We start from the raw sequence: 24,820 nt of genomic DNA, 5'->3' as shown, positions 1-24,820 counted from the left end.
ACATGGCACAGGGCACCGTCAAGTGGTTCAACGCCGAGAAGGGCTTCGGCTTCATCGCAGTCGATGGGGGCGGCCCCAACGACGACGTCTTCGTTCACTTCAGCGCGATCGAGTCGACCGGCTTCCGCAGCCTCGACGAGGGCCAGCGCGTGGAGTTCGAGACGACCCAGGGACCCAAGGGCCCGCAGGCCGAGAAGGTGCGGCCCCTCTGAGCGACCCCGACCACCGCTGACGGCGCCCCTCGGGGCGCCGTTCGCGCGTTCGGGCGAAGGTCAATAGCGCGCCTGCGCTGGCTCCACCTCGTCCACCCAGGCGGTGACGCCCCCGGCCACGTGCCAGGCGTCGAGCCCCGCGCGCAGGAGTCCGTCGAGGACGGCGGCGGACCGCCCCCCCGACTTGCAGTAGACCACCACCGGCCGCTCCCCCAGCCCCGCCAGCGCCTCGCCCGAGTCGAACCCGGCCTTGGGCAGCAGCCGCGATCCCGGGATGGCATTGATCTCCCGCTCGTGCGGCTCCCGCACGTCGATGAGGTCGAAGTCGCGTACGCCGGCCCCGCGCTCCCCCAGCCAGTCACTGAGCTCGGCCACGGACAGCGTCCGGTCGGCCACGCGCGGGTCGGCCGCCGGCACTCCGCAGAAGGCGTCGTGGTCGACCAGCTCGGTGATCGTCGGGTTCCGGCCACACAGCGCGCACTCGGGGTCGGCAGCCACCTCGATGGTCGACCACCGCGCCTGCAGCGCCGAGTGGATCGCCAGCCGCCCCACCAGGGGGTCGCCCATCCCGACGATCAGCTTCAGCGCCTCGGCCACCTGGGCCGACCCGATCGCCGCACACAACACCCCCAGTACGCCGCCCTCCGCGCACGACGGCACGGCGCCGGGCGGCGGCGGCTCGGGGAACAGGCAGCGATAGCAGGGCCCGCGCCCCGCCCAGAACACCGCGGCCTGGCCGTCGAACCGGAAGATCGACCCCCACACGTACGGCCTGCCCTCGAGCGCGCACGCGTCGTTGACGAGGTAGCGCGTCGCGAAGTTGTCGGTCCCGTCGACCACGAGGTCGTACGCGGCCACCAGCTCACGGGCGTTGTCGCGCGTCAGCCGCGCGCGGTGGACCTCGACGGCGACCAGGGGATTCACCTCGGCGACGGCCTCGCGCGCGGACTCGACCTTGGGCCGGCCGATGTCGCCGGTCCCGTGGATCACCTGCCGCTGGAGGTTCGACTCGTCGACGACGTCGTCGTCGATCACCCCAAGGGTCCCGACGCCGGCGGCGGCGAGATAGAGCAGCGCGGGCGATCCCAGGCCCCCGGCCCCGACGACGAGTACGCGCGCATTCTTCAGCCGCCGCTGCCCGGTCACGCCGACCTCGGGAAGGATCAGGTGCCGTGAATAGCGCCGCACCTCGTCGGCGGTCAGGGCCTCACCGGGCTCGACGAGGGGAGGAAAGCTCATTGGGCGAGTCTATTGCGCAGGTCCGGGTGCGGATGGGGCGTGGCCCGGCCACCGACTCGGGCCCCCCGTTCTCCGAGCGAGCGCCCGCGAGACGAGAGGCCCGGCGTACGCGTTCGAGTCCCGAAAGGTCGTTCGAGGCGGTTCGAACAGACTCAAACAACCTGTCGGGACTCAAACAGCCTCCGATCTGACGTTGGCGAACGCTCGTGCACTTGGCGAGTCGGAATTGCCTTCGAGTGTGCTGCTGCACTCGCGAGGACAACTACGGCTCGCCAACTGCAGGACCGTTCGCCAACCGCCTGCGATGGCTCGGCCCTCCTCGTCTCGCTGGCGCTCGCTCGGAGAACGTCCCGGCCAGCCAGGCCTGGACTCGCGTGCCCGGTGTCTGGAGGACCGATGAGCGGCGCGGCCCCACCAACGAACCGCGGCCTTCGAGCGAACCCGGGCCGCGTCGCGAAGAGTGTCCGAAGACACCGGATTGAGCGCGCGAGGCCGATCGCGCCGCGGAGCGGCGCAATATGCACAGTCCCAGCCGCGAGCCGAGCTCGCGGACCCCCACCCCACGCACCCAACGAATCTCCGGCAGACTCATTTCATGCCTAAGTCCGAGCTCCGCACCGAGGTCGACGGTCGCGTGCTCAAGCTCACCAACCTCGAGAAGGTCCTCTATCCCGAGACCGGGTGGACCAAGGGCGAGGTCGTCAACTACTACCTCCACGTCGCCGACACCCTCCTCCCTCACCTGCGCGCCAAGGCGATGACCCGCGTACGCTTCCCCAACGGCACCGCGCCCGACGCCAGCTCGTTCTATGAGAAGAACCTCCCTCCGGGCTGCCCCGACTGGGTCTCCCGCCTGACCGTCAAGGCGTCCGACGGCGAGATCCAATACCTCGTCGCCGACGAGACCGCGACGCTCGTCTATCTCGCGAACCTCGCCGCCCTCGAGATGCACGTCCCCCAGTGGCACGCCGATCCCGACGGCCGGCGCGACACCGACACACCCCTCCCCCTCACCGATCCAGGCCCCGGTTCCGACACCGTCGTCGTCGACCTCGACCCCGGCGAGGGGCTGTCCCCGAAGACCCTGGCCCGCGCGGCCATGCTCACCGGCGGACTGATGGCCACCGACGGCCTCCAGCCGTTGATCAAGACGTCCGGCTCCAAGGGCCTCCAGCTCTACGCCGCGATCCAGCCCACTCCCGGCCGCGCCTGTGTCGCCTACGTCCAGGACCTCGGCCGCCGGCTCCACCGCCACGAGCCGGACCTGTTCGTCCCGACGGTGACGGTGGCGGAGCGCCCCGGCAAGGTCTATGTCGACCACAACCAGAACCTCACCGGCCGCAACACGATCGCGCCCTATTCCCTGCGTGGCAAGAATCCCTACCCGAACGTGTCGACCCCGCTCGAGTGGGACGAGGTCGCCGCCGTCGAGTCCGCCGAGGACCTGCGCTTCACCCCCGACGCCGTCCTCGCGCGGATCGCCGACCACGGCGACCTGTTCGCCGACCTCCTCGACCCCGACGACCCGCCCCGGTTGCCCGCCGTGTCCGACACGGCCACGTCGTGACGCGAGAACCGAACCGACAGGTAGCATTCGGCAGATGGAGCACCGCACAGCCCCCCGCAGCCCCCGCATGCCTCGCGACCAGAGGCGTACGCAGCTGCTGGCCGCCGCCGGCGACGTCTTCGCCGAGAAGGGCTATCACGCCGCGGCGATGGACGACATCGCCGACGCCGCCGGCGTGTCCAAGCCGGTCCTCTACCAGCACTTCCCGTCGAAGCTCGAGCTCTACCAGGCGCTCGTCGACCAGGCCTGCCAGGGACTCACCGACCGGGTCGCGAAGGCTCTGAGGTCGGCGGAGAACAACAAGGAACGCGTCCGCGCCGCCATCGGCGCGTTCTATGCCTTCGTCTCCGAGACCGGCAAGCAGTTCCGGTTCGTGTTCGAGTCCGACCTCGCCGACGCCCAGGTCCAGCAGCGCATCTGGCAGGTCCACCAGGACCTCGCGGGCGCCATCGGCGAGGTCATCTCCGCCGACACCGAGCTGCCCCCCGAGCAGGCCCGCATCCTCGGCATCTCCCTGGTCGGCATGGCCCAGGTCAGCGCCCGCCACTGGGTCTCCGAGTCACGCGCCGACGTCACGGTCGACCAGGCGGCCAACCTCGTCGCGAGCCTCGCGTGGCGCGGCATCGCGTCGTTCCCCAAGACCCAGCGCGACTGAGCCTCCCGCCGCGACCACGGCGTACGCGCCCCCCTCCCACGCCCCGCGGCGTCGCCCCCGTCGGGCAGTACTGTGGGCGCCAACGAGGCCGTCCGCCGGTGGATCGGTCTGGGAGACGAGAGGCGACCATGACGTTCCCGCACGACCAGCAGGGCCAGCCCGCACCCCACTCCCCGGCGACGCAGCCCCTCGCCCCGCCCGCCGGCGCCGAGGCCGTCCTCACGCTGGAGGCCCCGCCGGCGCCGGCGCCGGTCACCACCACCCAGGCCCCGAAGATGGCGCCCCAGGTCAAGCCCGAACAGGTCGGCGTGCTCGACCAGAAGGTCGACGCCTTCATGTCCGCGATGACGGCCGCCGAGTCGCGTTCGCCCGAGATGGACGCGCAGGCGACCGCGGTCCGGTCGATGGGCGACGCCGACGTCCGCAAGGCCGCCGAGACCTCCAACCGCCTGCTGGCCCAGCCCGTCAAGGCCCTCAAGGAGGGCGGCATCTCCCAGGGCGGCGAGATCGGCAAGACGCTCCTCGAACTGCGCCGCACCGTCGAGGACCTCGACCCCAGCCAGGCCACCGGCGTACGCAGGTTCCTCGGCATGATCCCGATGGGCGACAAGATCGTCGACTACTTCCGCAAATACCAGTCGGCGCAGTCCCACCTCAACGGCCTGCTCCACTCGCTCCAGAACGGCAAGGACGAGCTCGCGAAGGACAACGTCGCGCTGAACATGGAGAAGCAGAACCTGTGGGCGACCATGGGCCGGCTGAACCAATACATCTACATCGCCGAGCGCCTCGACGCGAAGCTCGCCGCCCAGATCTCCGAGCTCGAGATCACCGACCCCGAGAAGGCGCAGGCCCTGAGCCAGGACGTCCTGTTCTATGTGCGCCAGAAACACCAGGACCTGCTCACCCAGCTCGCGGTGTCGATCCAGAGCTACCTCGCGATCGACATCATCATCAAGAACAACATCGAGCTGATCAAGGGCGTCGACCGCGCCTCGACGACGACCATGTCCGCGCTGCGTACGGCCGTGATCGTCAGCCAGGCCCTCACCAACCAGAAGCTGGTGCTCGACCAGATCACCGCGCTGAACGCGACGACCTCGAACATCATCGAGCAGACGTCGCTGGCGCTGAAGCAGAACTCGGCCGCGATCCAGAAGGGCGCGGCCGAGTCCACCATCGGCCTGCCCCAGTTGCAGGCCGCGTTCCAGAACATCTACGAGACGATGGACTCCATCGACACCTTCAAGATGCAGGCCCTCGACTCGATGGCCCAGACCATCGGCGTCCTCGAGCACGAGGTCGGCAAGTCGAAGTCCTACCTCGACCGTGTCTCCCAGCAGGACCAGCGCCTGGCCTCGGGCTCGATGGACATCGCCGGCGGCGGCCCGCAGGGCCGCGACCTGCGCTGACATGGGCTTCCTCGACTGGGTGAAGGGCGTCAACGAGCGCCTCGAGCCCGAGGGTGCCACCACGACGCCGACGGTGCCGACCGAGGACGACATCCTCAACGCCCTCGACCGCACCGAGCAGCTCGCGCGCGAGTCCCGCCTCAACCCCGTGGTGCTCGCGCGGGTGGGGCGCGTCGCGCGCCTGGTACGCGAGACCATGCCTCGCCTGCGCAACGTCGGTCTCGGCTCCTCCGACGCGTACGCGGTGATGGCGACGGCGACGGACTACCTGCCGGAGGCCCTGTCGAACTACCTGCGCCTCCCCCGCGACTGGGCCGACTCGCGGCCGATCGAGGGCGGCAAGACCTCGCTGATGCTGCTCATCGACCAGCTCGACCTCCTGGGCGCGACGATGGAGAAGATGCTCGACGCGGTGGCCCGCCAGGACGCCAACGCGCTGATCGCCCACGGCCGCTTCCTGCAGGAGCGCTTCGGCCACGCGTCGACCGGGGGCGACCTCGACCTCAACCGGCCCACGGGCCCATCCGCACCATCAGCCCACCCGGCCGAGGCCCCGCCCGCGCCGCGCAACCCGCTCGACCTGGAGGGACCATGACCGACGACCTCACCCTCGCGACGGCGCTCGAACGCCTGACCCGCGCCGCGACCGCCGCCGGACTCGACGCCGCCCGCGCGCGTCACGAGGGCAGCGTGCTGGCCGCCGCCGTGGCCGAGTCGAACAGCCAGGCGTTCGTCGACTGGGCCTCGGAGACCGGCGCGGAGCCGGGTGCCGAGGAGTTCATGCGCGCGGCCCAGCAGGGTCGTCGCTGGCGGGGCGCCCCCACGGCCCTCCTCCACGAACTCGTGGTGAGCCGTTCCCCGGGTGCCCGCGCGTACGCCGAGGCCCTCGCCGACGTCTGCACCACGGCCTGCCTGCTCGGCAGGCCGACGGCCCGCGTCCTCGGCAACGCCCAGGCTGCGGCCGCCGCGCAACTCGCAGCCACCGAGTCCACGGCGCCCGACCCCACCACCCTCCGAGCGACCGCCGGCGAGTCGAGGAGCGATCCCACCTCCCTGTCCGCGTACGCCTCCGATGCCCGCGACTTCGCCGCGGAGGCGCCGGGCGTGCTCAACCGGGTCCTCGGCACGCTGCACGAGTCGATCCGCCGCCAGTCGGCCGATGTCACCGGCCGCCTCGACCAGCGCTCGAGCCTCGACCTCGACCCCTTCACCCCGCTGACGCCCGGCGCGTTCGCGGGCCTGCCCGGCTCGGTCCCACGTTCTCCGAGCGAGCGCCGGCGAGACGAGGAGCCGACTGCCCCCGCGCAGCCGGAGGAGATCGCGCAGCCCGAGCAACCCGCCGAACCCGAACCCGAGCCCAGGTCCCTCGAGGAGCTCCTCGCCGAACTCGACGGCCTCACCGGCCTGGCCCGTGTCAAGGACGAGATCCACAAGCAGTCCGCGGTGTTGCGCGTCGAGGGACTGCGCGCCAAGCAGGGGCTCACCTCCCCCACCGTCACGCGCCACCTGGTCTTCGTCGGCAACCCCGGCACCGGCAAGACGACCGTCGCCCGCCTCGTCGCCGGCATCTATCGCGCCCTGGGCCTCCTCAGCAAGGGCCAGCTCGTCGAGGTCGACCGCTCCGAGCTCGTCGCGGGCTATCTGGGCCAGACCGCCATGAAGACCGCCGAGGTCGTGAAGTCGGCCGAGGGCGGCGTCCTGTTCATCGACGAGGCGTACGCGCTGTCCGGCGACCAATACGGTTCGGAGGCCATCAACACCCTGGTCAAGGAGATGGAGGACAAGCGCGACGACCTCGTGGTGATCGTCGCGGGCTATCCGGTGCCGATGCAGGTGTTCATCGCCGAGAACCCCGGCCTGACGAGCCGGTTCCGCACGACGATCGCGTTCGACGACTACACCGACGCCGAACTCGTCGAGATCTTCCGCGGCATGGCGGCCGGAGCCGACTACGACGCCCCCGACGCGACCGTCGACCGGTTCCGAGAGCTCCTCGCCGAGGAGGTCCGCGACAGCGCGTTCGGCAACGGCCGCTTCGCCCGCAACATCCTCGAGGCCGCCGTGGGCGCCCACGCCTGGCGCCTGCGCGACGTCGAGGACCCGAGCCTCGACCAGTTGCGTACGCTGCTCCCCGACGACCTCGGACCCGACCCGACGCCCGACGACGACTTTCCCGACCTCGCTGCACAACGCCCCCGCGGGGACGAACCCCTCAACGCCCCCGAAGGCTTCGATGACGCCGACGGGGACACCGTCGACCTCGAGCCCACCACGCCCACCGAACGCGCCCAACCCCCCAAGACCATCGAGCCGACCGAGCCCTCCGAACCCGAGGAGACCCCGTGACCCAGGCCCAGGCCTGGCCGCCACCCGGGCCCGGCCAGCAGCCGGTCGGCGTCCCGGCGCCGCCGCGTCCCGGTCGCGCCCCCGGACAGGCCACGGCCCCCAGCGCCGCCGGTCCCCGAGCGACGGTGCAGACCCGCTCCCGCGCCTCGTCGCTGTCCACGCCGAAGCTACTGCGCCTCCTCCTCGCCCTGTCGATCCTCACCACCCTCGTCTTCGGTGCCACCACCGCGGCACAGCTCATCGGCGGGTCCAACTCCCTGGGCGAGGCGACCCATCACACCCGGCAACTGACCCGCATCCAGGCGATCCAGGCCAATCTGCTGAAGGCCGACGCGACGGCCACCAACGCCTTCCTCGTCGGCGGGCTGGAGTCGCCCGAACAGCGCGCCCAGTACGTGGCGGCCCTGGACGAGGTCGCCCGCCTCGTCCCCGAGGCCGGCGAGGCACAGCCCGCCGACTCCGACGCGCTGCGTGCCCTGAACGTCGAGGTGGTCGCCTACGCCGCCACCATGGAGCAGGCCCGCGCGAACAACCGTCAGGGCTTCCCTGTGGGCAGCGCTTACCTCGCCGACGCGGGCACCCACTTGCGCGCCCGGGCCATGCCGCTGCTGGACAGCCTCGTCACCGCGAACACCGCGCGCGTCCAGGCCCGGATGGATCCGTTCTCCCGCACCGCCGTCGTGCTGACCGGCATCCTGGCGCTGGGCGCGCTCGGGCTCACCCTCGTACTGGTCGCGCAGCGCTTCCGCCGCCTTATCAACGTGGGCCTGGCCATCGCCCTCGGCCTCGTGCTGGTCGCGCTCGTGTCGTCGCTGTCCACCATCGACAGTTCCGCCGGCTCCGTCGCCAGCGTGCGTCGCACGACGCTGGCGGATGCCCGCGCCGCGGGCGCCGCGCGGGTCCACGCGTACGACGCCAAGGCCTTCGAGTCCCTCACCCTGATCGCCCGTTCCCGGGGCGGGGAGTACGAGGCCCAATGGGCCCGGTCGTCGCTCCTGACCCGGCGCGCCCTGGCCTCGGCCGGAGGGAGCTCCCTGACCCGCCTCGAACAGGCCTGGACCGCCCACACGGTCAGCCACCGCAGGATCCGCGAGCTGGACCTCGACGGACGCTGGGACCTCGCCCGCGCCGAGGCGACCGGCACCGGTCCCCGCAGTTCGAACGCCACCTTCGCGGCGTTCGACGAAGCCGCGACGGCGACCGCCACCTCGTCGGCCCGCAACGCCGCCACCTCACTCGACGGGCTCCGGCTCGCGCCGCTCGTCTCCGCCGGCATCGTCGTGCTGGCGTGCCTCGGATCGCTGGTGGCCGCGACGATCGGCGTCAACCGTCGCCTCAAGGAGTACGCATGAGATCTCGCGCGCTCGCCGCGGCCGCGGCGCTGGCCCTGGCCGCCACCGCCTGCTCGACCTCGTACGCCCCCACGCCCCTCCCCTCCCCCCGCCCGGTCGACACCGCGCCGCCCCGGCCGGGGGCGAACTGCCCGAACCCCGTCCAGTCCTACGATCCCGTCCCGGTCTCGCCGTTGCCGCCGAACTCGACCATGACGCGGCTCGCCGACCGCGGCCGCCTCGTCGTCGGCGTCTCGGCGGACGCGGTGCCGTTCGCGTCCCGCAACGCCCAGAACGGCGATCTCGAGGGGTTCGAGATCGACCTCGCGAAGGCCCTCGCGAAGGCCATGTTCAACGACGAGTCGAAGCTCGAGCTGCGCGTGATCGGGCTGGCCGACCTCGACCGGACGCTCGCCGACGGCGACGTCGACCTGGTCGTGCGCCAGGTCGCGGCCACCTGCGAGCGCCAGAAGTCGATGCGCCTGTCGGCCCCGTACGCGAGCACCCCCGTCCGTGTGCTGAGCCGCGCCAACGCCGTCCCCGACAACCTGGCCGTGCTCGCGCAGCTGCACATCTGCGCCGTCCGCGGCAGTGACATCGCGGCGACGCTGCGCGACCGCACCCCCCGCGTCACCCTCGAGCCCACCGACACCGCCTGCCTGGTGCGGTTCCAGCGCGGCGAGGTCGACGCCGTCGCCGGCACTGCCCCGGTCCTCGCCGGGCTCGCCCGCCAGGACCCCTACGCCGCCATCACGAAGTTCGACCTCGGCACCGCCGACCTGACGGTCGCGGCCCGCGCCGACCGCCCCGACCTCGCCGCCTGGGTCAACGGCGTCCTCGCCCAGCGCTCGGGCGGCGCCTGGGCGGAGTCCTGGAATCGCTGGGTGCGCCCGTACGCCGGCGACGCCCAGCCGCCGAAGCCGACCTACGGGAGGGCCCGATGACCGCCCTCGCCCCGCTCGCGCCCGGACGTCTCGGCGACCCGATCGACCCGGCGGCGGCCGTGACCTATCTCCGCGACCTGACCGCCTGGGTGGCCGAGCGCCGCCGCGAGCTCGACGTACTCGACGCCGCCGTCCTCAAGTCGCCCCAGCGGGGTCAGCTGACCCGCGACATGATGCTGTCGATGGCCTTGTGGAAGGCGACCTCCGACCGCCTCGCCCTTCTGATGGCGACGTGGGACTCGGGCCGCGTCGACCTGACCGATCGCGAACGCCTGTCGGCGCTGATCTGGGGCCGGCTCGACGCCACGCTCGACCCGAGCCTGATCGCCCGCGCCGACGCGCGCGGTGGCCAGCACGCCCCCGGTTCCACGGCCGCGGGGCTCGCGGTCAGCCTGCCCGAAGCGTGTCGGCTGTCCGACGCCATGGCCTCCCAGCTGCGTACGCGCCTGGCCATCGACCCGAACGCCGACGCCATCACCGCACGCCTGCGCGACCTCCGCGCCCAGCTCGAGCGCGTCCGCGACCAGGTCGCCCTCGAGCCCGCGGGCCTGCGGGCCGCCCCCAACGCCAGGCTGGCCGAGCTCGCCACCCGCGTCGACGCGATGGTCGCGAAGGCGTCGCGCGGCGGCGACATCGGCGGCATGATCGGCCCCGCCGAGATCGAGGCCGCCCGCTTCGAGCGCGACCTGATCGTCGGCGGCGTCGAGCGCCGCGAGGCCCGCGACCTGCTCGACAAGGCCCGCGAGCTGCGCGCCGACCTGAGCGCCCGCGAGACGGCCCTGACGCGGCTGGTCCACCAGACCATCGAGACCGTCAGCCCGTGCCCGAAGTACGCGGTCCCCGACGTCGAGGCCCTCGGGGCGGTGCCGGGGACGCGCGAGCGCGTGGAGGCCTACCTGAAGCGCCTCGACCAGGTCAGCCGCGCGATGCAGGTCGTCCAGGACGCCTACTCGCGCGCGCTCGGCGACCGCGACGCGCTCGCCGGCCGCCTGGCGAAGGCCCGGGCCGACGCGGACGCTGCCCGTCACGCCGACCATGCCGACCTCGTCACGATCGGGACGCTCACCGCCGACGTGCTCGACCGCCGCCCCAGCCCCCTACCGCTGGCCCGCGAGCTCGTGGAGGCGTACGAGATGGCGCTGGCCACGCTGGTTCAGACGCCGGCGTCCGGCGCGAAGGAGTCCTGATGACCTGCACCCAGCCCGGTTGCGCCGGCACCATCGTCGACGGGTGGTGCGACCGCTGCGGCATGCCTGGTGACGCGCCTGCTCCGAACCAGCCCCAGCAGGGGGGCGAGGAGCAGCGTCCCGCCGGTCTCGTCCCCGTCCCCGGAGCGCGCCCCGCCGCGGCCGCCACCGGGCGCTGCGTCATGCCCGGCTGCGGCGGCGAGATCCGCGACGGCTACTGCGACATCTGCGGCTCCCCGCCCGATGCCGCCCCCGCTCCGGTCGGCGACGACGCCGGCCTGTCGACGATCACCCGCGGTTCGAACCGCCTCGACTCCACGGCCCTCGGCTCGGCCCGCGCGCGGAAGTCGGGCTCGAAGGCCACCCGCCGCACCGGCACCGGCAGCCAGCGCCTGCGGGCCGCCCGCATCGGCGCCGGACTGACCCGCGTACCCCCCGCCCCGCCGGTGGACCCGGCCGCGGCCCTGATGAAGGACCCGCAGGTCCCCGAGAACAAGCGCACCTGCCCCAGCTGCGGTGCGCCCGTCGGCCGCTCGCGCGACGGCCAGCCCGGGCGTACGACGGGGTTCTGCGCCAAGTGCCGCAACCCCTTCAGCTTCGAGCCGAAACTCAAGAGGGGCGACCTGATCGCGAACCAGTACGCGGTCGAGGGCTGCCTAGCCCACGGCGGCCTCGGGTGGATCTATCTCGCCCGCGACAAGAACGTCTCCGACCGTTGGGTCGTGCTCAAGGGCCTGCTCAACTCCGGCGATCCCGACGCGCTGGCGGCGGCGATCGCCGAGCAGCAGTTCCTCGCCCAGGTGGAACACCCGCTGATCGTCGAGATCTACAACTTCGTGACCCACGACGGCGCGGGCTACATCGTCATGGAATACGTGGGCGGCCGCTCGCTGAAGCAGCTGCTGAAGTCCCGCATGGCCAACAACGGCGGGGAGTACGACCCGCTGCCGGTCGACCAGGCGCTGGCCTACCTCGTCGAGGCCCTGCCCGCGTTCTCCTACCTCCACGACCTCGGCCTGATCTACTGCGACTTCAAGCCCGACAACATCATCCAGGTCGGCGACGCCATCAAGCTGATCGACCTGGGTGGCGTGCGCCGGGCCGACGACGAGGACTCGGCGATCTACGGCACCGTCGGCTACCAGGCCCCCGAGGTCGCCCGCATCGGCGTCTCGGTGGAGTCCGACATCTTCACGATCGGCCGCACGCTGATGGTGTTGTGCAGCGAGTTCCGCGGCTATCAGACGACGTATGAGTTCTCGCTGCCGCCGGTCGAGCAGACCCCGCTGTTCCAGGAGAACGACTCGCTCTACCGCCTGCTGCTCAAGTGCTGCGCGCCCGACCCCGCCGACCGGTTCTCCACCGCCGACGAGCTCCGGGTCCAGGTCCTCGGCGTCCTGCGCGAGACCGTGGCGCGGCGCACCGCCGGCACCGCGTTGACGTCGGCCAGCTCGCTGCTGTTCGAGGCGCCGTTGATCATGGGCGACTCCCTCGACTGGCACCAGCTGCCGCGGTTGCGCCCCGACACCGCCGACAGCCAGTACGCGTGGCTCTCCAACATCGACCTCGACGACCCCGCCGAGCGCCTGCAGGCGCTGGCGACGGCCCCGGAGTCGTCGCCCGAGGTGATGCTCGCGCGCGCTTCTGCGGCCCTCGAGCTCTCCGACGGCGCCCTGGTCCGCCAGACGGTCGACGAGCTGCTGGCCCATGACCCGTGGGAGTGGCGCGCGGTGTGGATGCAGGGGCTCCACGCCCTCCAGTCCGGCCAGTGGGCCGACGCCCAGGCGGCGTTCAACGCCGTCTACGGCCAGGTCCCCGGCGAGCTCGCACCCAAGCTGGCGCTGGCGCTGGCCTGCGAGCACGGGCAGGCGCCCGACGTCGCCGAGGCCCTCTACCTCACCTGCGTCGCGACCGATGCCAACTACGTCACGCCGGCCGCGTTCGGCCTGAACCGCGTACGCGCGGGCCGCGGCGACCTCGAGGCCGCGGTCGCCGCGCTCGACCTCGTGCCCACCACGAGCCGCGGGTACGCCGAGGCCCGCCGCCAGCGCTCGATGCACCTCCTTGCGCTGGGCCGTGGCCTCCCCGACCTCGCGGCCGCCCTCCAGTCGGTCGACGGCATCCGCATGGACGAGCGTGCCGCCGCCGAACTCCAGGTGACGGTGCTCGAACGCTCGCTCGCCGAGGTCACCCGCACCGGACCCCAGCCGTCGATCATGGTCGGCGACTATCCCGCCCACCCGGATGCCCTGCGCGGCGGACTCGAGAGGGCCTATCGTTCGTTGGCGCGGCACGAACTCGCCCCCGAGCGTCGCATCGAGCTGATCGACCGGGCGAACCGGATGAGGAAATGGAGCCTGCTGTGACCACCGAGGTGACCCCCGAGCCCGTGCCGTGCCCTTCCTGCGGCTCGCCGGCCGCCGCGTGGGAGTCGTTCTGCGAGGGCTGCGGCGCCGAGCTCACCCCGTCGGCCCCCGCACCGGCCGCCGAGACGCGCGAGGCCCCCATCACCCTCTCGGTCCCCGTGACCCGTGAGGGCGAGCAGGTCGCCACCGCGCCGGGCCCGCGCCGCCCCTGCCGCGACTGCGGCGGCACGGTCGACGCCGACGGCTACTGCGAGAGCTGCGGAGCCAAGGCCCCGAGCGACCGCGACCACTTCGAGGAGGTCGTGGCCCCCTGGGTCGCCGGGGTCTGCGACCGCGGCATCCGCCACAAGCGCAACGAGGACGCGATGGCCCTGTCGGCGCAGGACACCCGCGCCGTGCTGGTCGTGTGCGACGGCGTGTCGTCGTCGGAGGACTCCGACGTCGCGTCGCTGGCCGCGGCGCGCGCGGCCCGCGACGTGCTCGACGGCCAGCGGCCCGCCGGCCTCGGCCTCGAGCAGTCGCAGGTGCAGGCCCTCACCGCCACGCTGGCGCAGGCCGCACGCGCCGCCAACGACGCCGTCCTCGAGAACACGAGGCCCGAGAGCCGCAGCCCGGCGTCGTGCACGTTCGCGGCCGCCGTCGTGGTCGACGACCTGATCGTCTTCGGCAACATCGGCGACTCGCGCGTCTATTGGATCGCCGACGAGGGCGACTCGGTCCAGTTGTCGGTCGACGACTCGGTGGCCCAGATCCAGATGGAGCAGGGCATGTCGCGGGAGCAGGCCGAGAACGGCCCGCAGTCCCACGCGATCACCCGCTGGCTCGGCCGGGACGCCCCCGACCTCGTCCCCACCGCGGGCTCGCTGCGCGTCCCCGGCGACGGCTGGCTGATGGTCTGCTCCGACGGCCTGTGGAACTACGCGTCGGCGGTCGGCGACCTCGACGCGCTGTTCGCCCGCGCGCTCGTCGACGACCACCCCGCGTACGCGGACCCCCGCGCGCTCGCCGACCGCCTCGTGCGATGGGCCTGCGACCAGGGCGGGCGCGACAACATCACGGTGGCCCTCGCGCGCTTCGGCGAGGCCCGCCCGCTTCCGACCACCTGACCCATCGCAGCCTCAGCCACACCGACCCGATTCGACCCAGGAGGATCCCATGGCCGACTTCACCTCGGCGGTCTATCAGAACGAGTTCCTGCCCGACGGCGGCACCGACGTGAACGCGATCGTGACCATCACGTGCGCCAACGCCGGCAAGGCCGGGGCGGGCGCGGGCGGTGACGCCGGAGAGATCATCATCGTCGACACGTCGGGCTCGATGGGCGACACCAACATGGAGGCCGCCAAGCAGGCCGCCGTCACCGCCCTCGACCACATCGTCGACGGCACCTGGTTCGCGGTCGTGGCCGGCAACCACCAGGCCTACCTCGCGTACCCGCTGACCCAGTCGTCGCAGGGCATGGTCCGCATGGACGCGACGACCCGTTTCCAGGCCGCCCAGGCCATCGGCCACTTCCACTCCGACGGCGGCACGGCCATCGGGTCGTGGCTGTCGCTGACGCGCGCGCTGTTCGCATCCGTGCCCGGACTGCGCCAGAAGCACGCCCTGCTGCTGACCGATGGCGAGAACCACAACGAGCTGCCGCAGCAGCTCGACGCGGCGATCCAGGGCGCGATCGGCCAGTTCCAGTGCGACTGCCGTGGCATCGGCGTCGACTGGAAGGTCGCCGAGATCCGCAAGGTCGCCCAGGCGCTGCTCGGCACCGTCGACCTGATCCCGAGCCCCCAGGAGATGGGAGCCGCGTTCGCCGAGATCATGCAGCAGTCCATGGGCCGCGGCGTCGCCGACGCGAGCCTGCGCGTCTGGGCGCCGCAGGGCGCCCAGGTGATGTTCGTGCGCCAGGTCTCGCCGACCGTCGAGGACCTGACCGCGCGCGGCCGCCAGACCAACCCGCTCACGTCGGAATATCCCACCGGCGCGTGGGGCGACGAGGCGCGCGACTACCACATCGGCGTACGCCTGGCCGCGAAGGCCGTGGGCCAGGAGCAGCTCGCGGCCCGGGTCCAGCTCGAGGTCGACGGGCAGCTGGTGACCCAGGGCCTTGTCAAGGCCACGTGGAGCTCCGACGACACCCTCACGACCCGCATCAACCCGGCCGTCGCCCACTACACCGGCCAGACCGAGCTGGCGGACGCCATCCAGGAGGGGCTGGCCGCGAAGGCCGCCGGCGACGACCGCACCGCGACCACCCGGCTCGGCCGCGCGGTCCAGCTGGCCCGCGAGACCGGCAACGAGGAGGCGACCGCCAAGCTGCGGAAGGTCGTCGACGTGCAGGACGCCGAGACCGGTACGGTGCGACTGAAGAAGGCGGTCGACAAGGCCGACGAGATGGCCCTCGACACCGCCTCGACGAAGACGACGCGAATCCGAGGTTGACCATGGCACCGAGTTGCCCCGCGGGACATCCCAGCCAGTCCAGCGACTACTGCGACGTGTGCGGCACGCCGATGGCCGCGGCCTCGCAGGGGCCGGCGGGCGCCGGCGCGCCGTCCGGTTCCGCCCCGTCGTCGTCGCCCGGCCACGCCGCGAACGCCCCCGACGCCACCCCCGACAAGCCGGTCGGTGCGCCCTGCCCGAGCTGCGCGACGATCAACCCGCCCGACTCGCTGTTCTGCGAGGCGTGCGGCTATGACTACACCACCGGCACGATGCCGCGCGGCGCCTCGGCGCCCGAGTCGCCCGACCCCACCCGGGAACGCGAGCGGGAGGTGCCCGCGGCCGGCCAGGTGGCCCCGCCGGACCCCTCGGCGCCGGGATCGGCGACACCGCAGCAGCCCCCCGTGGCCGGTCTGCTCGACCTCGACACCCCCGCGCCGCCCGCGCCCAGCGCTCCGCAGGCCGCGGCCCCGCGTACGCCCGAGGCCACTCCCGCGCCTGACACCCCCGCGCCCCAGATCCCGTTCGAATGGATCGCGGAGGTCTGGATCGACCCCGAGTGGTACACCCTCCAGCAGGCCCCCGACCCGCTCCCCTCGCCCGGCCTGCCGACGATGGTTCCGCTGCGTCGCCGCTCGCTCCTGATCGGCCGCGCGTCCCGCAGCCGCAACATCCACCCCGACCTCGACCTCGAGCCCGACTCCGGCATCAGCCGCCGCCAGGCCCAGCTCTCGACCGACGGCTCGCGCTGGTTCGTCGAGGACCTCGACTCGGCGAACGGCACCTACGTCGCGGGCGCTGCCGAGCCGCTGCCGACGACGCCGATCCCGCAGGGCCGCCGCCGCGAGCTCGACGCCGACGACCGGGTCTATCTCGGCGCCTGGACGCGCATCGTCCTGCGCCGCGCCACGCCCGAGGAGAAGGAGCTGTACGCCTGACCGCCTGGGTCCGTGTCGCCCTCGCACTGACGGCGATCGCGTGGGGTGCCAACCAGTTCGCGTCGATGCTGTCGGTCTATCGCCAGTGGGGCGGGTTCACCGAGTCGACCGCAACGCTCGCGTTCGCCGCGTACGTCATCGGCCTCGTCCCCGGACTCCTCGGCGCCGCATGGGCGTCGCAGCACATCGGGAAGCGGCGTACGCTCCGCCCGGCCCTCGTCTGCTCGCTCGTCGCCACGGTGCTGCTGTTCCTCGGCGTCCACAGCACCGAGGCCGTGTTCGCCGCCCGCGTCCTCGCCGGCTTCGCCACCGGCGCGGCCATGGGGCCCGGCACGGCGTGGATCAAGGAGCTCAGTGCCGGTGAGCCCGTCGGCACCGGCGCACGCCGCGCCACGATCGCGCTCTCGCTGGGCTTCGCCGGCGGCCCCCTGGTCAGCGGCGTCCTCGCTACGTCCTGCCCCACCCGCGCGTGGTCCCCTATGTGCCGCACCTGGTCCTCATCGCCGTCGCGACGGTGCTCGCGTGGCGCGCGCCCGAACTCGATCGCAGCGACCACGCGACGCCCACGATGGGCGCGGTGTGGCGCGCGCTGGCCCACCGCTGGTTCTGGCTCGGCGTCGTGCCGGTCGCGCCGTGGGTCTTCGGCTCGGTCTCGATGTCGTTCGTCTATGTCGCGCCCCGCATCGCCCCCGGCCTGCCGCCCACCCTGGTGGCGGGCATCGCCGCAGGGCTCAGCCTCGGCACCGGCGTGCTGGTCCAGCCGAGCGTACGCCGGCTCGAGGCGCGCCACCCCGGGCGTACGCTCCCCCTCGGCCTCGCCCTCCTCGTCCTCGCGCTGCTCGCCTCCCTGCTCGCCGTGGCCGTACGCCACCCTGCCCTCATCGCGCTGACCGCCCCGCTGTGGGGCGCCGCGTACGGGGCCCTCATGGTGGGCGGCCTCCAGCTCGTGGAGGCCCGGGTGCCGCTGGGGCTGCTGGCGCCGGCGGCCGCGGTCTACTACTGCTTCACCTACGTCGGCTTCTTCGGCCCGTGGCTGATCTCGCTGCTGCCGGTCGAGGCGCCCACACCAGTGCTGCTCGTGGGCCTCGCCGTCGCGGTCGTGACGCTCGCCGCGGCGCTCCGCCCACGGCGAACAGATGCATGATCGCGCCCCCGCTCGTGGCAGGGTGGGGGCTGTTCGGCGCAGAGTCACCGCGCCCATTCGAGGAGGAACCGTGGAAGTCAAGGTCGGAATCCAGCACATCGCCCGCGAGCTGACGGTCGACACCGACGAGGCCGCCGAGAAGGTCGAGGAGGCCTTCACCAAGGCGCTGGCCGACGACGGCCTGTTCACCCTCGTCGACTCCCGAGGCGGCCGCACGCTGGTGCGCGCGTCCTCGGTGGCCTATCTCGACCTCGGCAAGGAGAACGTCCGCCGGGTGGGCTTCGGCGCCGTCTGATGCGCCGCTGGGGCGCCGCCCTCGCCCTGGTGGCGTTCCTGGCCGCCTTCGTGGCGATGTCGCTGGCGGCGAAGCAGGGCGGAAACCTCGTGTACGCAGCGATCCTGTTGCCGCTGGCCTGGGTCGTCTCGCCCCTGTTCTTCCCTCGCCGCACCCCGTACGCGGTCGCCCGGCGCCACCCCGAGCGGGTCACGATCTTCTTCCGCCCCGGCTGCGTGTTCTGCGTACGCCTGCGCCTGGGCCTGCGCAACATCGCCAGGAAGGCGCAATGGGTCGACATCTGGGCCGACCCGGACGCGGCGGCCCACGTGCGTGACCTCAACCGCGGCGACGAACTGGTCCCGACGGTGGTCGTCGGCGAGGAGGTCCGCCGCAACCCCGACCCGCAGTGGGTCGGCGCCCATTTGGTGAAGACCCCGCGCTGAATCACGTTCCCCGAGCGAGCGCAGCGAGTCGAGGAGCAGTCCTCACGTTCTCCGAGCGAGGCCGCCCGCGGCCGAGTCGAGGATTGGACGATCTGCGCCTACCGCCCAGTAGCGCCTCATGTCCGCCGTCCCGGCTCCGATTTCCGCACATCGTCCACAACGAGGCCTCATCAGCACGCCAGATGTCACGAACCGTCCAGTCGATCCCTTGGATCGGCGGTTTTGACGGATCTGCGAAGAGTTGTGGACGATTCGTGACACTGCTCCTCGACTCGCTGGCGCTCGCTCGGAGAACGTCACTTGCGTGGCTTCGACTCCTTCGTCGCTCAGCCAACGTGGGTGCTGGCACTCGCTCGGAGAGCGTCACTGGCGTGGCTTCGACTCCTTCGTCGCTCAGCCAACGTGGGTGCTGGCGCTCGCTCGGAGAGCGTCACTGGCGTGGCTTCGACTCCTTCGTCGCTCAGCCAACGTGGGTGCTGCGGCCGCTCGGAGAACGTTCGGCGCGGTTGGGGCGTGGGCCGGGCGCCCGCGAGTTCGGCGAAGCGGCGTAAAGACGCCGCGAACAAACGCGACCGAAGAAGATTCGACCCGGCGTCCCAGCCGCAAGCCGAAGCTCGCGGAGCCCGGCCCGCGCCCCAACCGCGCGCTCAACCCCCCGGTCAGACCCAGGCCTACTTCCGACGCAGAAGAGGCGGGTGCAGCACGTCCGCCCCACCGTGGCAATACAGCGTCGCCGGCCGCCCGCGACCCTGCGTCCGACGGCCGGTGTCGCGCACGAATCCCTTCACCGACATGACCTTGCGGTGGAAGTTGCGCGGATCGAGCCGCTCCCCCCACACCGCCTCGTAGACCTCACGCAGCTGCGGGATCGTGAACTCCGGCTGGCAGAAGGCCGTCGCCAGCGCCGAATATTCCAGTTTGGCCCGCGCGCGCTCGACCCCGTCGGCCAGGACCGCGCCGTGGTCGAACACGAGGTTCTCCCGCCCCGCGACCGCGACCGGCCACCAGTCGACCATCACGTCGTCGCGATCCGGCACCTCGAGGTCGGCGCCCAGCACCATGTGGGCCACCGTCACCGCGCGCCCCCGCGGGTCGCGCCCCGGGTCCCCATAGGTGCGCAGCTGCTCCAGCACCACCTCGTCGCCGGGCAGCCCCATGTGGGCGAGCTCCGCGTACGCGGCCTCGTCCAGCGAAAGGTCTGCCTCGACCGCGCGGCCCGGCAGCCCCCAGGCCCGCGCCCACGGCTCCCGCGTACGCCGCTCCAGCAGCACCGACAGCTCGCCCGCCCTCAGCGTGAGCACCACGAGGTCGACCGTCACCGCCGCCGCCAGGTTGTCCACGCCCCCGAGCATAGGGGGCGCCGGTGCCCGACCGAAGTGTTTCGCGTCGCTCACACGCGAAACGACCCCCGGGAGGATCTCCCGGGGGTCGTTCGCGATCAGCTCAGCTCTCAGCTCACTTCTTGAAGCCGATGTCCTGCACGGGATACCAGCTCTTCAGCGGCGAGCCGTTGAAGACGCCCGCACCGTAGTTGGCGACGTCCTTCTTGACCGCGATCAGCGTCGGACCGTTGAGGACCGGCATGATGCCGAAGGACTTCATGGCCTCGGCCTCGATCTTGTTGGCCTCGGAGATCTGGCCCTCCTCGGTGCCGATCTTGGCCATCGCCTGCAGCTTGGCGTCGATCTCCTTGGTGCCGGCACCCGACTTGTTCAGCGTCGAGTTGGAGCACCAGATCTGGCACGTGTACGCCACGCCGAACGGGTCGCCGGACAGGAAGCCCGAATAGACGATGTCGAACTCCTTGGCCTTCATGACCTTGGCGAAGTCGCCCGACGCCTTCTCGACGACGACGAGGTCGACGCCGTTCTCCTTCTGCATCGACTGCAGGGCCTTGGCCATGTTCTTGCGAACGGGGTTGTCGCCGAACAGCACGAAGTTCACCGTGAGCTTCTTGCCGTCCTTCTCGCGGACGCCCTCGGCGTTCTTCTTCCAGCCGGCCTCGTCGAGGATCTGACCGGCCTTGGCCTTGTCGAACTTCACGACCGAGCCGAAGTTGTCGTTGTAGCCCTTCTGCCAGGGGAACAACAGGAACGAGCCGGGCAGGTTCTCGGTGTAGTCGAGGCCCTGGAACGAGATGTCGGCGATCGTCTTGCGGTCGATGCCGGCCATGACGGCCTCGCGCACCTTGATGTCCGACAGCACCGGCGACGCGGTGTTCAGCGTGTAGAGGCCGTTGGAGGGCGTGTTGCCCTTGCGGACCTCGATGCCCTGCATGTCCTTGACCTGCGCGAGGCGGTCCTTCGACGAGACGCCGGTGGCGTCGATCTGGCCGTTCTTGAAGGCGTTGATCGAGGCCGACTCCTCCATCTGCTGGAAGATGCGCTTGTCGAGCTTGCCCTTGTTGCCCCACCACTTCTCGTTCGGGACGAACGAGACGATGCCCTTGTTGGCGTCGAACTGGTCGATCTTGTAGGGACCCGCGCCCCACTCCGGGTGGGGGTTGTTCACGAAGCCCTGGTTGAACACCTCGGCGTTGGCGGCCTTCGGGTGCAGGAGGCTGTTGAACAGGCCCTTCCACCACGGGAAGGCGGCCTTGAAGGTCACGACTGCCTGCTTGGCGTCGGCGCCCTGGGCGACCGACTCGATCTGGTCATAGCCGTCGGTCGAGTTGCAGGAGAAGGCCTCGTCGCCCTTGCCACACGCGATCCAGCCCGACTCGATCGCCTTCCAGTCGATGGCCGTTCCGTCGTTCCAGTTGGCCTTCGGGTTGATCGTGTAGGTGACGACGGTCTTGCCGCCCTTCTCCTCCGACTTCACGTCGGTGAAGTAGTCGGGGTTGGGCTTCCACTCGCCATCGGGCGTGTAGGACACCGTGACGGGGGTGAACCAGTGCTCGAGCTGGGTGGTGTACGCCGACGAGTCGCCGTGCCACCCGTTCATCTGGGCGTTGATCTCGACGATGGAGGTGGTCAGCGTTCCGCCGTCCTTGACCTGGTCGCGCGGCGTCTCGCCGAACTCGGCCTTGAGCGAGGTGTTGGTGCCCTTCGACGCGGAGCCGCCGGGCTGGCCGGGGGCGCCGCCACCGGTCTGGGGGCCGCCGCCTCCGCCGCCGCAGGCGGTCAGGCCGAGCGCCAGGGTGGCGAGCGCGGCCACTGCTGTCTTTCGATACTTCATGGTTCTCCTTCGGATGATGGGGGTGGGGGCGAGGATCGCCCCGGGTCCATGGGTGGTGCGGGTGAAAAGCGTGATGCGGGTGAAAGGTGTAGTGCGCGGATGCCGTCAGCGGAAGTGACAGGCATTGACGTGGTCCGCCTCCTTCCCGTGCAGCGGCGGGGTCTGCGACGTGCACAGCTCCCGGTCCGCCTCCGGCAGGGTGGCCCGCAGGGGGCAGCGCCCGGCGAACCGGCAGCCCTCGCGGTCGTCGGTGGGGCTCGGCAGGTCGCCCTTGAGGACGATCCGGTCGTGGTTGCGCGGGTCGTCGGGGTCGGGCACCGGGATGGCCGACAGCAGGGCCTGCGTGTAGGGGTGCTGCGGGTCGGCGAACACCTTGTCGACGTCGCCGTGCTCGACGAACCGGCCGAGATACATCACGGCCACGCGGTCGGCGAGGTGGCGCACGACCGACAGGTCGTGGGCCACGAACAGGTACGACAGCCCCAGCCTGGCCTGCAGCTCGTCGAGGAGGTTGATCACCCCCGCCTGGATCGACACGTCGAGGGCGGAGACCGGCTCATCGAGCACGAGCAGCTTCGGGTTGGTCGCGAGCGCTCGGGCGATGCCGATGCGCTGCCGCTGGCCGCCCGAGAACGCACCGGGGAACCGCTCGGCGTGGGTCGGGTCGAGTCCCACGAGCGCCATCAGCTCGGTCACCCGGTCGTGGGCGGCGTCGGCCTTCTCCCCCACTGCGGTCAGCGGCTCGGCGATGATCTCCTGCACCGTCAGACGCGGGTCGAGCGCGCCCATCGGGTCCTGGAACACCATCTGCACGTTGCGTCGCAGCTCACGACGTTCCGCGCTCGACCGCAGGGAGCCGACCGAGGTCCCGTCCAGCACGAGCTCGCCGTTCTCCGGCGCCAGCAGCGACATGATCTCGAGCAGCGTCGTGGTCTTGCCGCAGCCCGACTCGCCGACGATCGCCAGGGTCTCGCCGCGCTTGATCTCGAAGTCGAGGCCGTTGACGGCGTGGACCGAGCCCACGCGCCGCTTGAACAGCGACCCCTTCATCAGCGGGAACACCTTGGTCAGGTTCTTGACCTCGAGCACCGTCGGCCGCTCGTCGCGCGGCACGTCGGCCAGCACGCCCTCGGGCCGCTCGGGCAGCGGATAGAGCGGCCTGCCGTCGATCGCCCCGTCGCGGATCTCGCCCGAGCGGATGCAGGCGACGCGGTGGTCGCCGCTGAGCGCCGGCCGCAGCTCGGGCTCCTCGACCCGGCACGCGTCGATCGCCACCGGGCAGCGCGGCGCGAACGGGCAGCCGGCCGGCAGGTCGATCAGCAGCGGCGGGTTGCCCTTGATCGGCACCAGCGGATCGCGGGAATCGGTGTCCAGACGAGGAATCGCGCCGAGCAGGCCCACGGTGTAGGGCATCTGCGGGTGGCGGAAGACCTCGCGTACGGGCGCCTGTTCCACGGGCTTGCCCGCATACATCACGACCACGTCGTCGGCGGTCGCCGCGACGACACCCATGTCGTGGGTGATCATGATCACCGCGGCGCCGGTCTCGCGCTGGGCCTTGTCGAGCACGTCGAGGATCTGGGCCTGCACCGTCACGTCGAGCGCCGTGGTGGGCTCGTCGGCGATGATCACGTCGGGGTCGTTGGCGATCGCGATGGCGATGACCACGCGCTGGCGCATGCCGCCCGAGAACTCGTGCGGGAACGACCGCACCCGCTCACTCGGGTTCGGGATGCCGACCAGGTCGAGCAGTTCCACCGCGCGTTTCCACGCGGCCTGCTTGGAGATCTTCGAATCGTGCGTACGCAGGGCCTCGACGATCTGGTCGCCGACGCTGAACACCGGGGTCAGCGACGACAGCGGGTCCTGGAACACCATGGCGATCTTCTTGCCGCGGATGTCGGACAGCTTCTTGTCGCTCAGGCCGAGGATCTCGCTGCCCTCGAGCATCACCGAGCCGGTCACGCGGGCGGTGTCGGGCAGCAGCCCCATGATCGCCAGCGACGTCACCGACTTGCCGGAGCCGGACTCGCCGACGATGGCGAGCGTACGCCCGGCGTGCAGGTCGAAGCTGACCCCGCGTACGGCGTCGACGCGGCCGGCCTCCGAGGGGAAGGTGACGCACAGGTCGCGGACCGACAGCACGGGGCCGCCGGCCGGCGCCGCGGGCTCGGCCCAGGGGTTGGACTCCACGCTGGTGCTCATGCGCGACCTCCTGCGGCCGAGTTCGGGTCGAGGGCGTCGCGCAGGCCGTCGGAGATGAAGGCCATCGAGACCGTCAGCAGCGTGACGATGCCGGCGGGGACGTAGAACAGCCAGGGCGAGACATAGACCGACGCGACGCCCTCGCCCAGCAGGGTGCCGAGCGACACGTCGGGGATCTTCACACCGAAGCCGAGGAACGACAGGCCGGTCTCGGCCATCACGGTCGTGATCACGCCGAGGGCGAAGTTGATCACGAGCAGCGAGCCGATGTTGGGGATGATGTGGCGCACGACGTTGGTCAGGGCGGGCACGCCCATGAACCGGGCCGCGGTGACGTAGTCGCGCTCGCGCAGCGAGGTGGCGAGCGACCAGACCACGCGGGCCTGATACATCCAGCCGGTGGCGATGAGGATGATCACGAGGATCTGCCACTGGCCGCTGGTCTTGCTCGACAGCAGCGCGAGGATCAGGAACGTCGGCAGGATCAGCAGGAAGTTGATGATGTTGAGGATGACCTTCTCGATGCGGCCGCCGAAGAACGCGGCGAGCGAGCCGATGATGGCCGAGATGACCGTCACCGACAGCGACACCGTGAGGGCGATCATCAGCGAGCGGCGCAGGCCATAGACGCTCTGGACGAAGACGTCGTTGCCGGCGTCGTTCGTGCCGAACCAGTGCACGGGGCCCGGCGGTTCGCCGAGCGCCATGAAGTCGGTGTCGGTGGGGCCGAACTTCGTGAGCATCTGGCCCACCAGGCTGTAGAGCACCAGCAGCAGGAAGATCACGACGCCGACGCAGGCCATCCTGTTGCGGAAGAAGCGGCGCACATAGAGCCGCAGGCGGCCGCCGGGGCGGCGCTTGGGCGGCACGGGGCCGAGCGGGCCCGGATCGTTCTCGGCGTCGGCCGTGGTGGCCAGCACCTCGGGGTTCTGCATGACCAT

21 protein-coding genes and 1 pseudogene are annotated in these 24,820 nt (G+C 71.6%); 17 read left to right on the top strand and 5 right to left on the bottom strand.

Annotation, left to right across the window (positions count from 1 at the left end):
- Positions 1 to 2 precede the first annotated feature (2 nt).
- Positions 3 to 212, top strand: coding sequence for a cold-shock protein (locus tag ACYVAG_RS06680; protein ID WP_460768189.1), 210 nt, complete (start codon positions 3 to 5; stop codon positions 210 to 212).
- 60 nt (positions 213 to 272) lie between these two features.
- Here ACYVAG_RS06680 and moeB read toward each other — a convergent pair whose 3' ends face one another.
- On the bottom strand, positions 273 to 1,451 hold the full coding sequence (gene moeB, locus ACYVAG_RS06675) for a molybdopterin-synthase adenylyltransferase MoeB (RefSeq protein WP_460768187.1): 1,179 nt from the start codon (positions 1,449 to 1,451) through the stop codon (positions 273 to 275).
- 595 nt (positions 1,452 to 2,046) lie between these two features.
- Between moeB and ACYVAG_RS06670 the strand changes: the two genes are divergently transcribed.
- The 16 genes and pseudogenes from ACYVAG_RS06670 to ACYVAG_RS06595 all read left to right on the top strand — a co-directional run bounded on the left by ACYVAG_RS06670 (position 2,047) and on the right by ACYVAG_RS06595 (position 18,497).
- Complete coding sequence (locus ACYVAG_RS06670; protein WP_460768186.1) at positions 2,047 to 3,018, top strand: DNA polymerase domain-containing protein; 972 nt, start codon at positions 2,047 to 2,049, stop codon at positions 3,016 to 3,018.
- A gap of 34 nt (positions 3,019 to 3,052) precedes the next feature.
- Positions 3,053 to 3,673 (top strand): TetR/AcrR family transcriptional regulator, encoded by a 621-nt coding sequence (locus tag ACYVAG_RS06665; RefSeq protein ID WP_460768184.1) that lies wholly within the window; start codon positions 3,053 to 3,055, stop codon positions 3,671 to 3,673.
- Between the two features lie 128 nt (positions 3,674 to 3,801).
- The gene (locus ACYVAG_RS06660) at positions 3,802 to 5,085 is read left to right on the top strand and encodes a toxic anion resistance protein (protein WP_460768182.1); all 1,284 of its coding nucleotides are present in this window, start codon (positions 3,802 to 3,804) and stop codon (positions 5,083 to 5,085) included.
- 1 nt (position 5,086) lies between these two features.
- The gene (locus ACYVAG_RS06655; RefSeq protein WP_460768181.1) at positions 5,087 to 5,680 is read left to right on the top strand and encodes a hypothetical protein; all 594 of its coding nucleotides are present in this window, start codon (positions 5,087 to 5,089) and stop codon (positions 5,678 to 5,680) included.
- Positions 5,677 to 7,431: an AAA family ATPase gene (locus ACYVAG_RS06650; RefSeq protein ID WP_460768180.1), complete on the top strand. Its 1,755-nt coding sequence runs from the start codon at positions 5,677 to 5,679 to the stop codon at positions 7,429 to 7,431. Before ACYVAG_RS06655 ends, ACYVAG_RS06650 begins: the two co-directional genes overlap by 4 nt.
- The gene (locus ACYVAG_RS06645) at positions 7,428 to 8,783 is read left to right on the top strand and encodes a hypothetical protein (protein ID WP_460768178.1); all 1,356 of its coding nucleotides are present in this window, start codon (positions 7,428 to 7,430) and stop codon (positions 8,781 to 8,783) included. The genes ACYVAG_RS06650 and ACYVAG_RS06645 overlap by 4 nt, the downstream gene beginning before the upstream one ends.
- A complete protein-coding gene (locus ACYVAG_RS06640; RefSeq protein WP_460768177.1) occupies positions 8,780 to 9,706 on the top strand; it encodes a transporter substrate-binding domain-containing protein in 927 nt (308 codons plus the stop codon). Before ACYVAG_RS06645 ends, ACYVAG_RS06640 begins: the two co-directional genes overlap by 4 nt.
- A complete protein-coding gene (locus tag ACYVAG_RS06635; RefSeq protein WP_460768175.1) occupies positions 9,703 to 10,893 on the top strand; it encodes a hypothetical protein in 1,191 nt (396 codons plus the stop codon). Before ACYVAG_RS06640 ends, ACYVAG_RS06635 begins: the two co-directional genes overlap by 4 nt.
- A complete protein-coding gene (locus ACYVAG_RS06630; protein ID WP_460768173.1) occupies positions 10,893 to 13,259 on the top strand; it encodes a serine/threonine-protein kinase in 2,367 nt (788 codons plus the stop codon). Before ACYVAG_RS06635 ends, ACYVAG_RS06630 begins: the two co-directional genes overlap by 1 nt.
- Entirely contained in the window at positions 13,256 to 14,365 is a 1,110-nt protein-coding gene (locus ACYVAG_RS06625) for a PP2C family protein-serine/threonine phosphatase (RefSeq protein ID WP_460768171.1), read from the top strand. The genes ACYVAG_RS06630 and ACYVAG_RS06625 overlap by 4 nt, the downstream gene beginning before the upstream one ends.
- A 49-nt stretch (positions 14,366 to 14,414) precedes the next feature.
- Entirely contained in the window at positions 14,415 to 15,695 is a 1,281-nt protein-coding gene (locus tag ACYVAG_RS06620) for a vWA domain-containing protein (RefSeq protein WP_460768169.1), read from the top strand.
- Between the two features lie 2 nt (positions 15,696 to 15,697).
- A complete protein-coding gene (locus ACYVAG_RS06615) occupies positions 15,698 to 16,633 on the top strand; it encodes an FHA domain-containing protein (protein WP_460768167.1) in 936 nt (311 codons plus the stop codon).
- 65 nt (positions 16,634 to 16,698) lie between these two features.
- Positions 16,699 to 17,028 (top strand): annotated as a pseudogene (locus ACYVAG_RS06610) (MFS transporter); the annotation flags it as partial.
- Positions 17,029 to 17,114: 86 nt separating this feature from the next.
- Complete coding sequence (locus ACYVAG_RS06605) at positions 17,115 to 17,777, top strand: hypothetical protein (protein ID WP_460768669.1); 663 nt, start codon at positions 17,115 to 17,117, stop codon at positions 17,775 to 17,777.
- A 70-nt stretch (positions 17,778 to 17,847) separates the two neighbouring features.
- Positions 17,848 to 18,072, top strand: coding sequence for a DUF3107 domain-containing protein (locus tag ACYVAG_RS06600; protein ID WP_460768165.1), 225 nt, complete (start codon positions 17,848 to 17,850; stop codon positions 18,070 to 18,072).
- Positions 18,072 to 18,497: a glutaredoxin family protein gene (locus ACYVAG_RS06595; protein WP_460768164.1), complete on the top strand. Its 426-nt coding sequence runs from the start codon at positions 18,072 to 18,074 to the stop codon at positions 18,495 to 18,497. The genes ACYVAG_RS06600 and ACYVAG_RS06595 overlap by 1 nt, the downstream gene beginning before the upstream one ends.
- A gap of 671 nt (positions 18,498 to 19,168) precedes the next feature.
- On the opposite strand, the gene ACYVAG_RS06590 is transcribed toward ACYVAG_RS06595, so the two are convergent.
- From ACYVAG_RS06590 to ACYVAG_RS06575, 4 genes are all read right to left on the bottom strand, one after another.
- Complete coding sequence (locus ACYVAG_RS06590; protein ID WP_460768162.1) at positions 19,169 to 19,837, bottom strand: NUDIX hydrolase; 669 nt, start codon at positions 19,835 to 19,837, stop codon at positions 19,169 to 19,171.
- A gap of 115 nt (positions 19,838 to 19,952) precedes the next feature.
- On the bottom strand, positions 19,953 to 21,674 hold the full coding sequence (locus tag ACYVAG_RS06585; RefSeq protein WP_460768161.1) for an ABC transporter family substrate-binding protein: 1,722 nt from the start codon (positions 21,672 to 21,674) through the stop codon (positions 19,953 to 19,955).
- 105 nt (positions 21,675 to 21,779) lie between these two features.
- The gene (locus ACYVAG_RS06580) at positions 21,780 to 23,879 is read right to left on the bottom strand and encodes an ABC transporter ATP-binding protein (RefSeq protein ID WP_460768159.1); all 2,100 of its coding nucleotides are present in this window, start codon (positions 23,877 to 23,879) and stop codon (positions 21,780 to 21,782) included.
- Positions 23,876 to 24,820: an ABC transporter permease gene (locus ACYVAG_RS06575; protein ID WP_460768158.1), complete on the bottom strand. Its 945-nt coding sequence runs from the start codon at positions 24,818 to 24,820 to the stop codon at positions 23,876 to 23,878. Before ACYVAG_RS06575 ends, ACYVAG_RS06580 begins: the two co-directional genes overlap by 4 nt.

The organism is Mariniluteicoccus flavus, assembly GCF_054776655.1.
The sequence above is the reverse complement of the archived record's forward strand: the minus strand, read 5'-3'. Positions and strand labels throughout refer to the sequence as shown.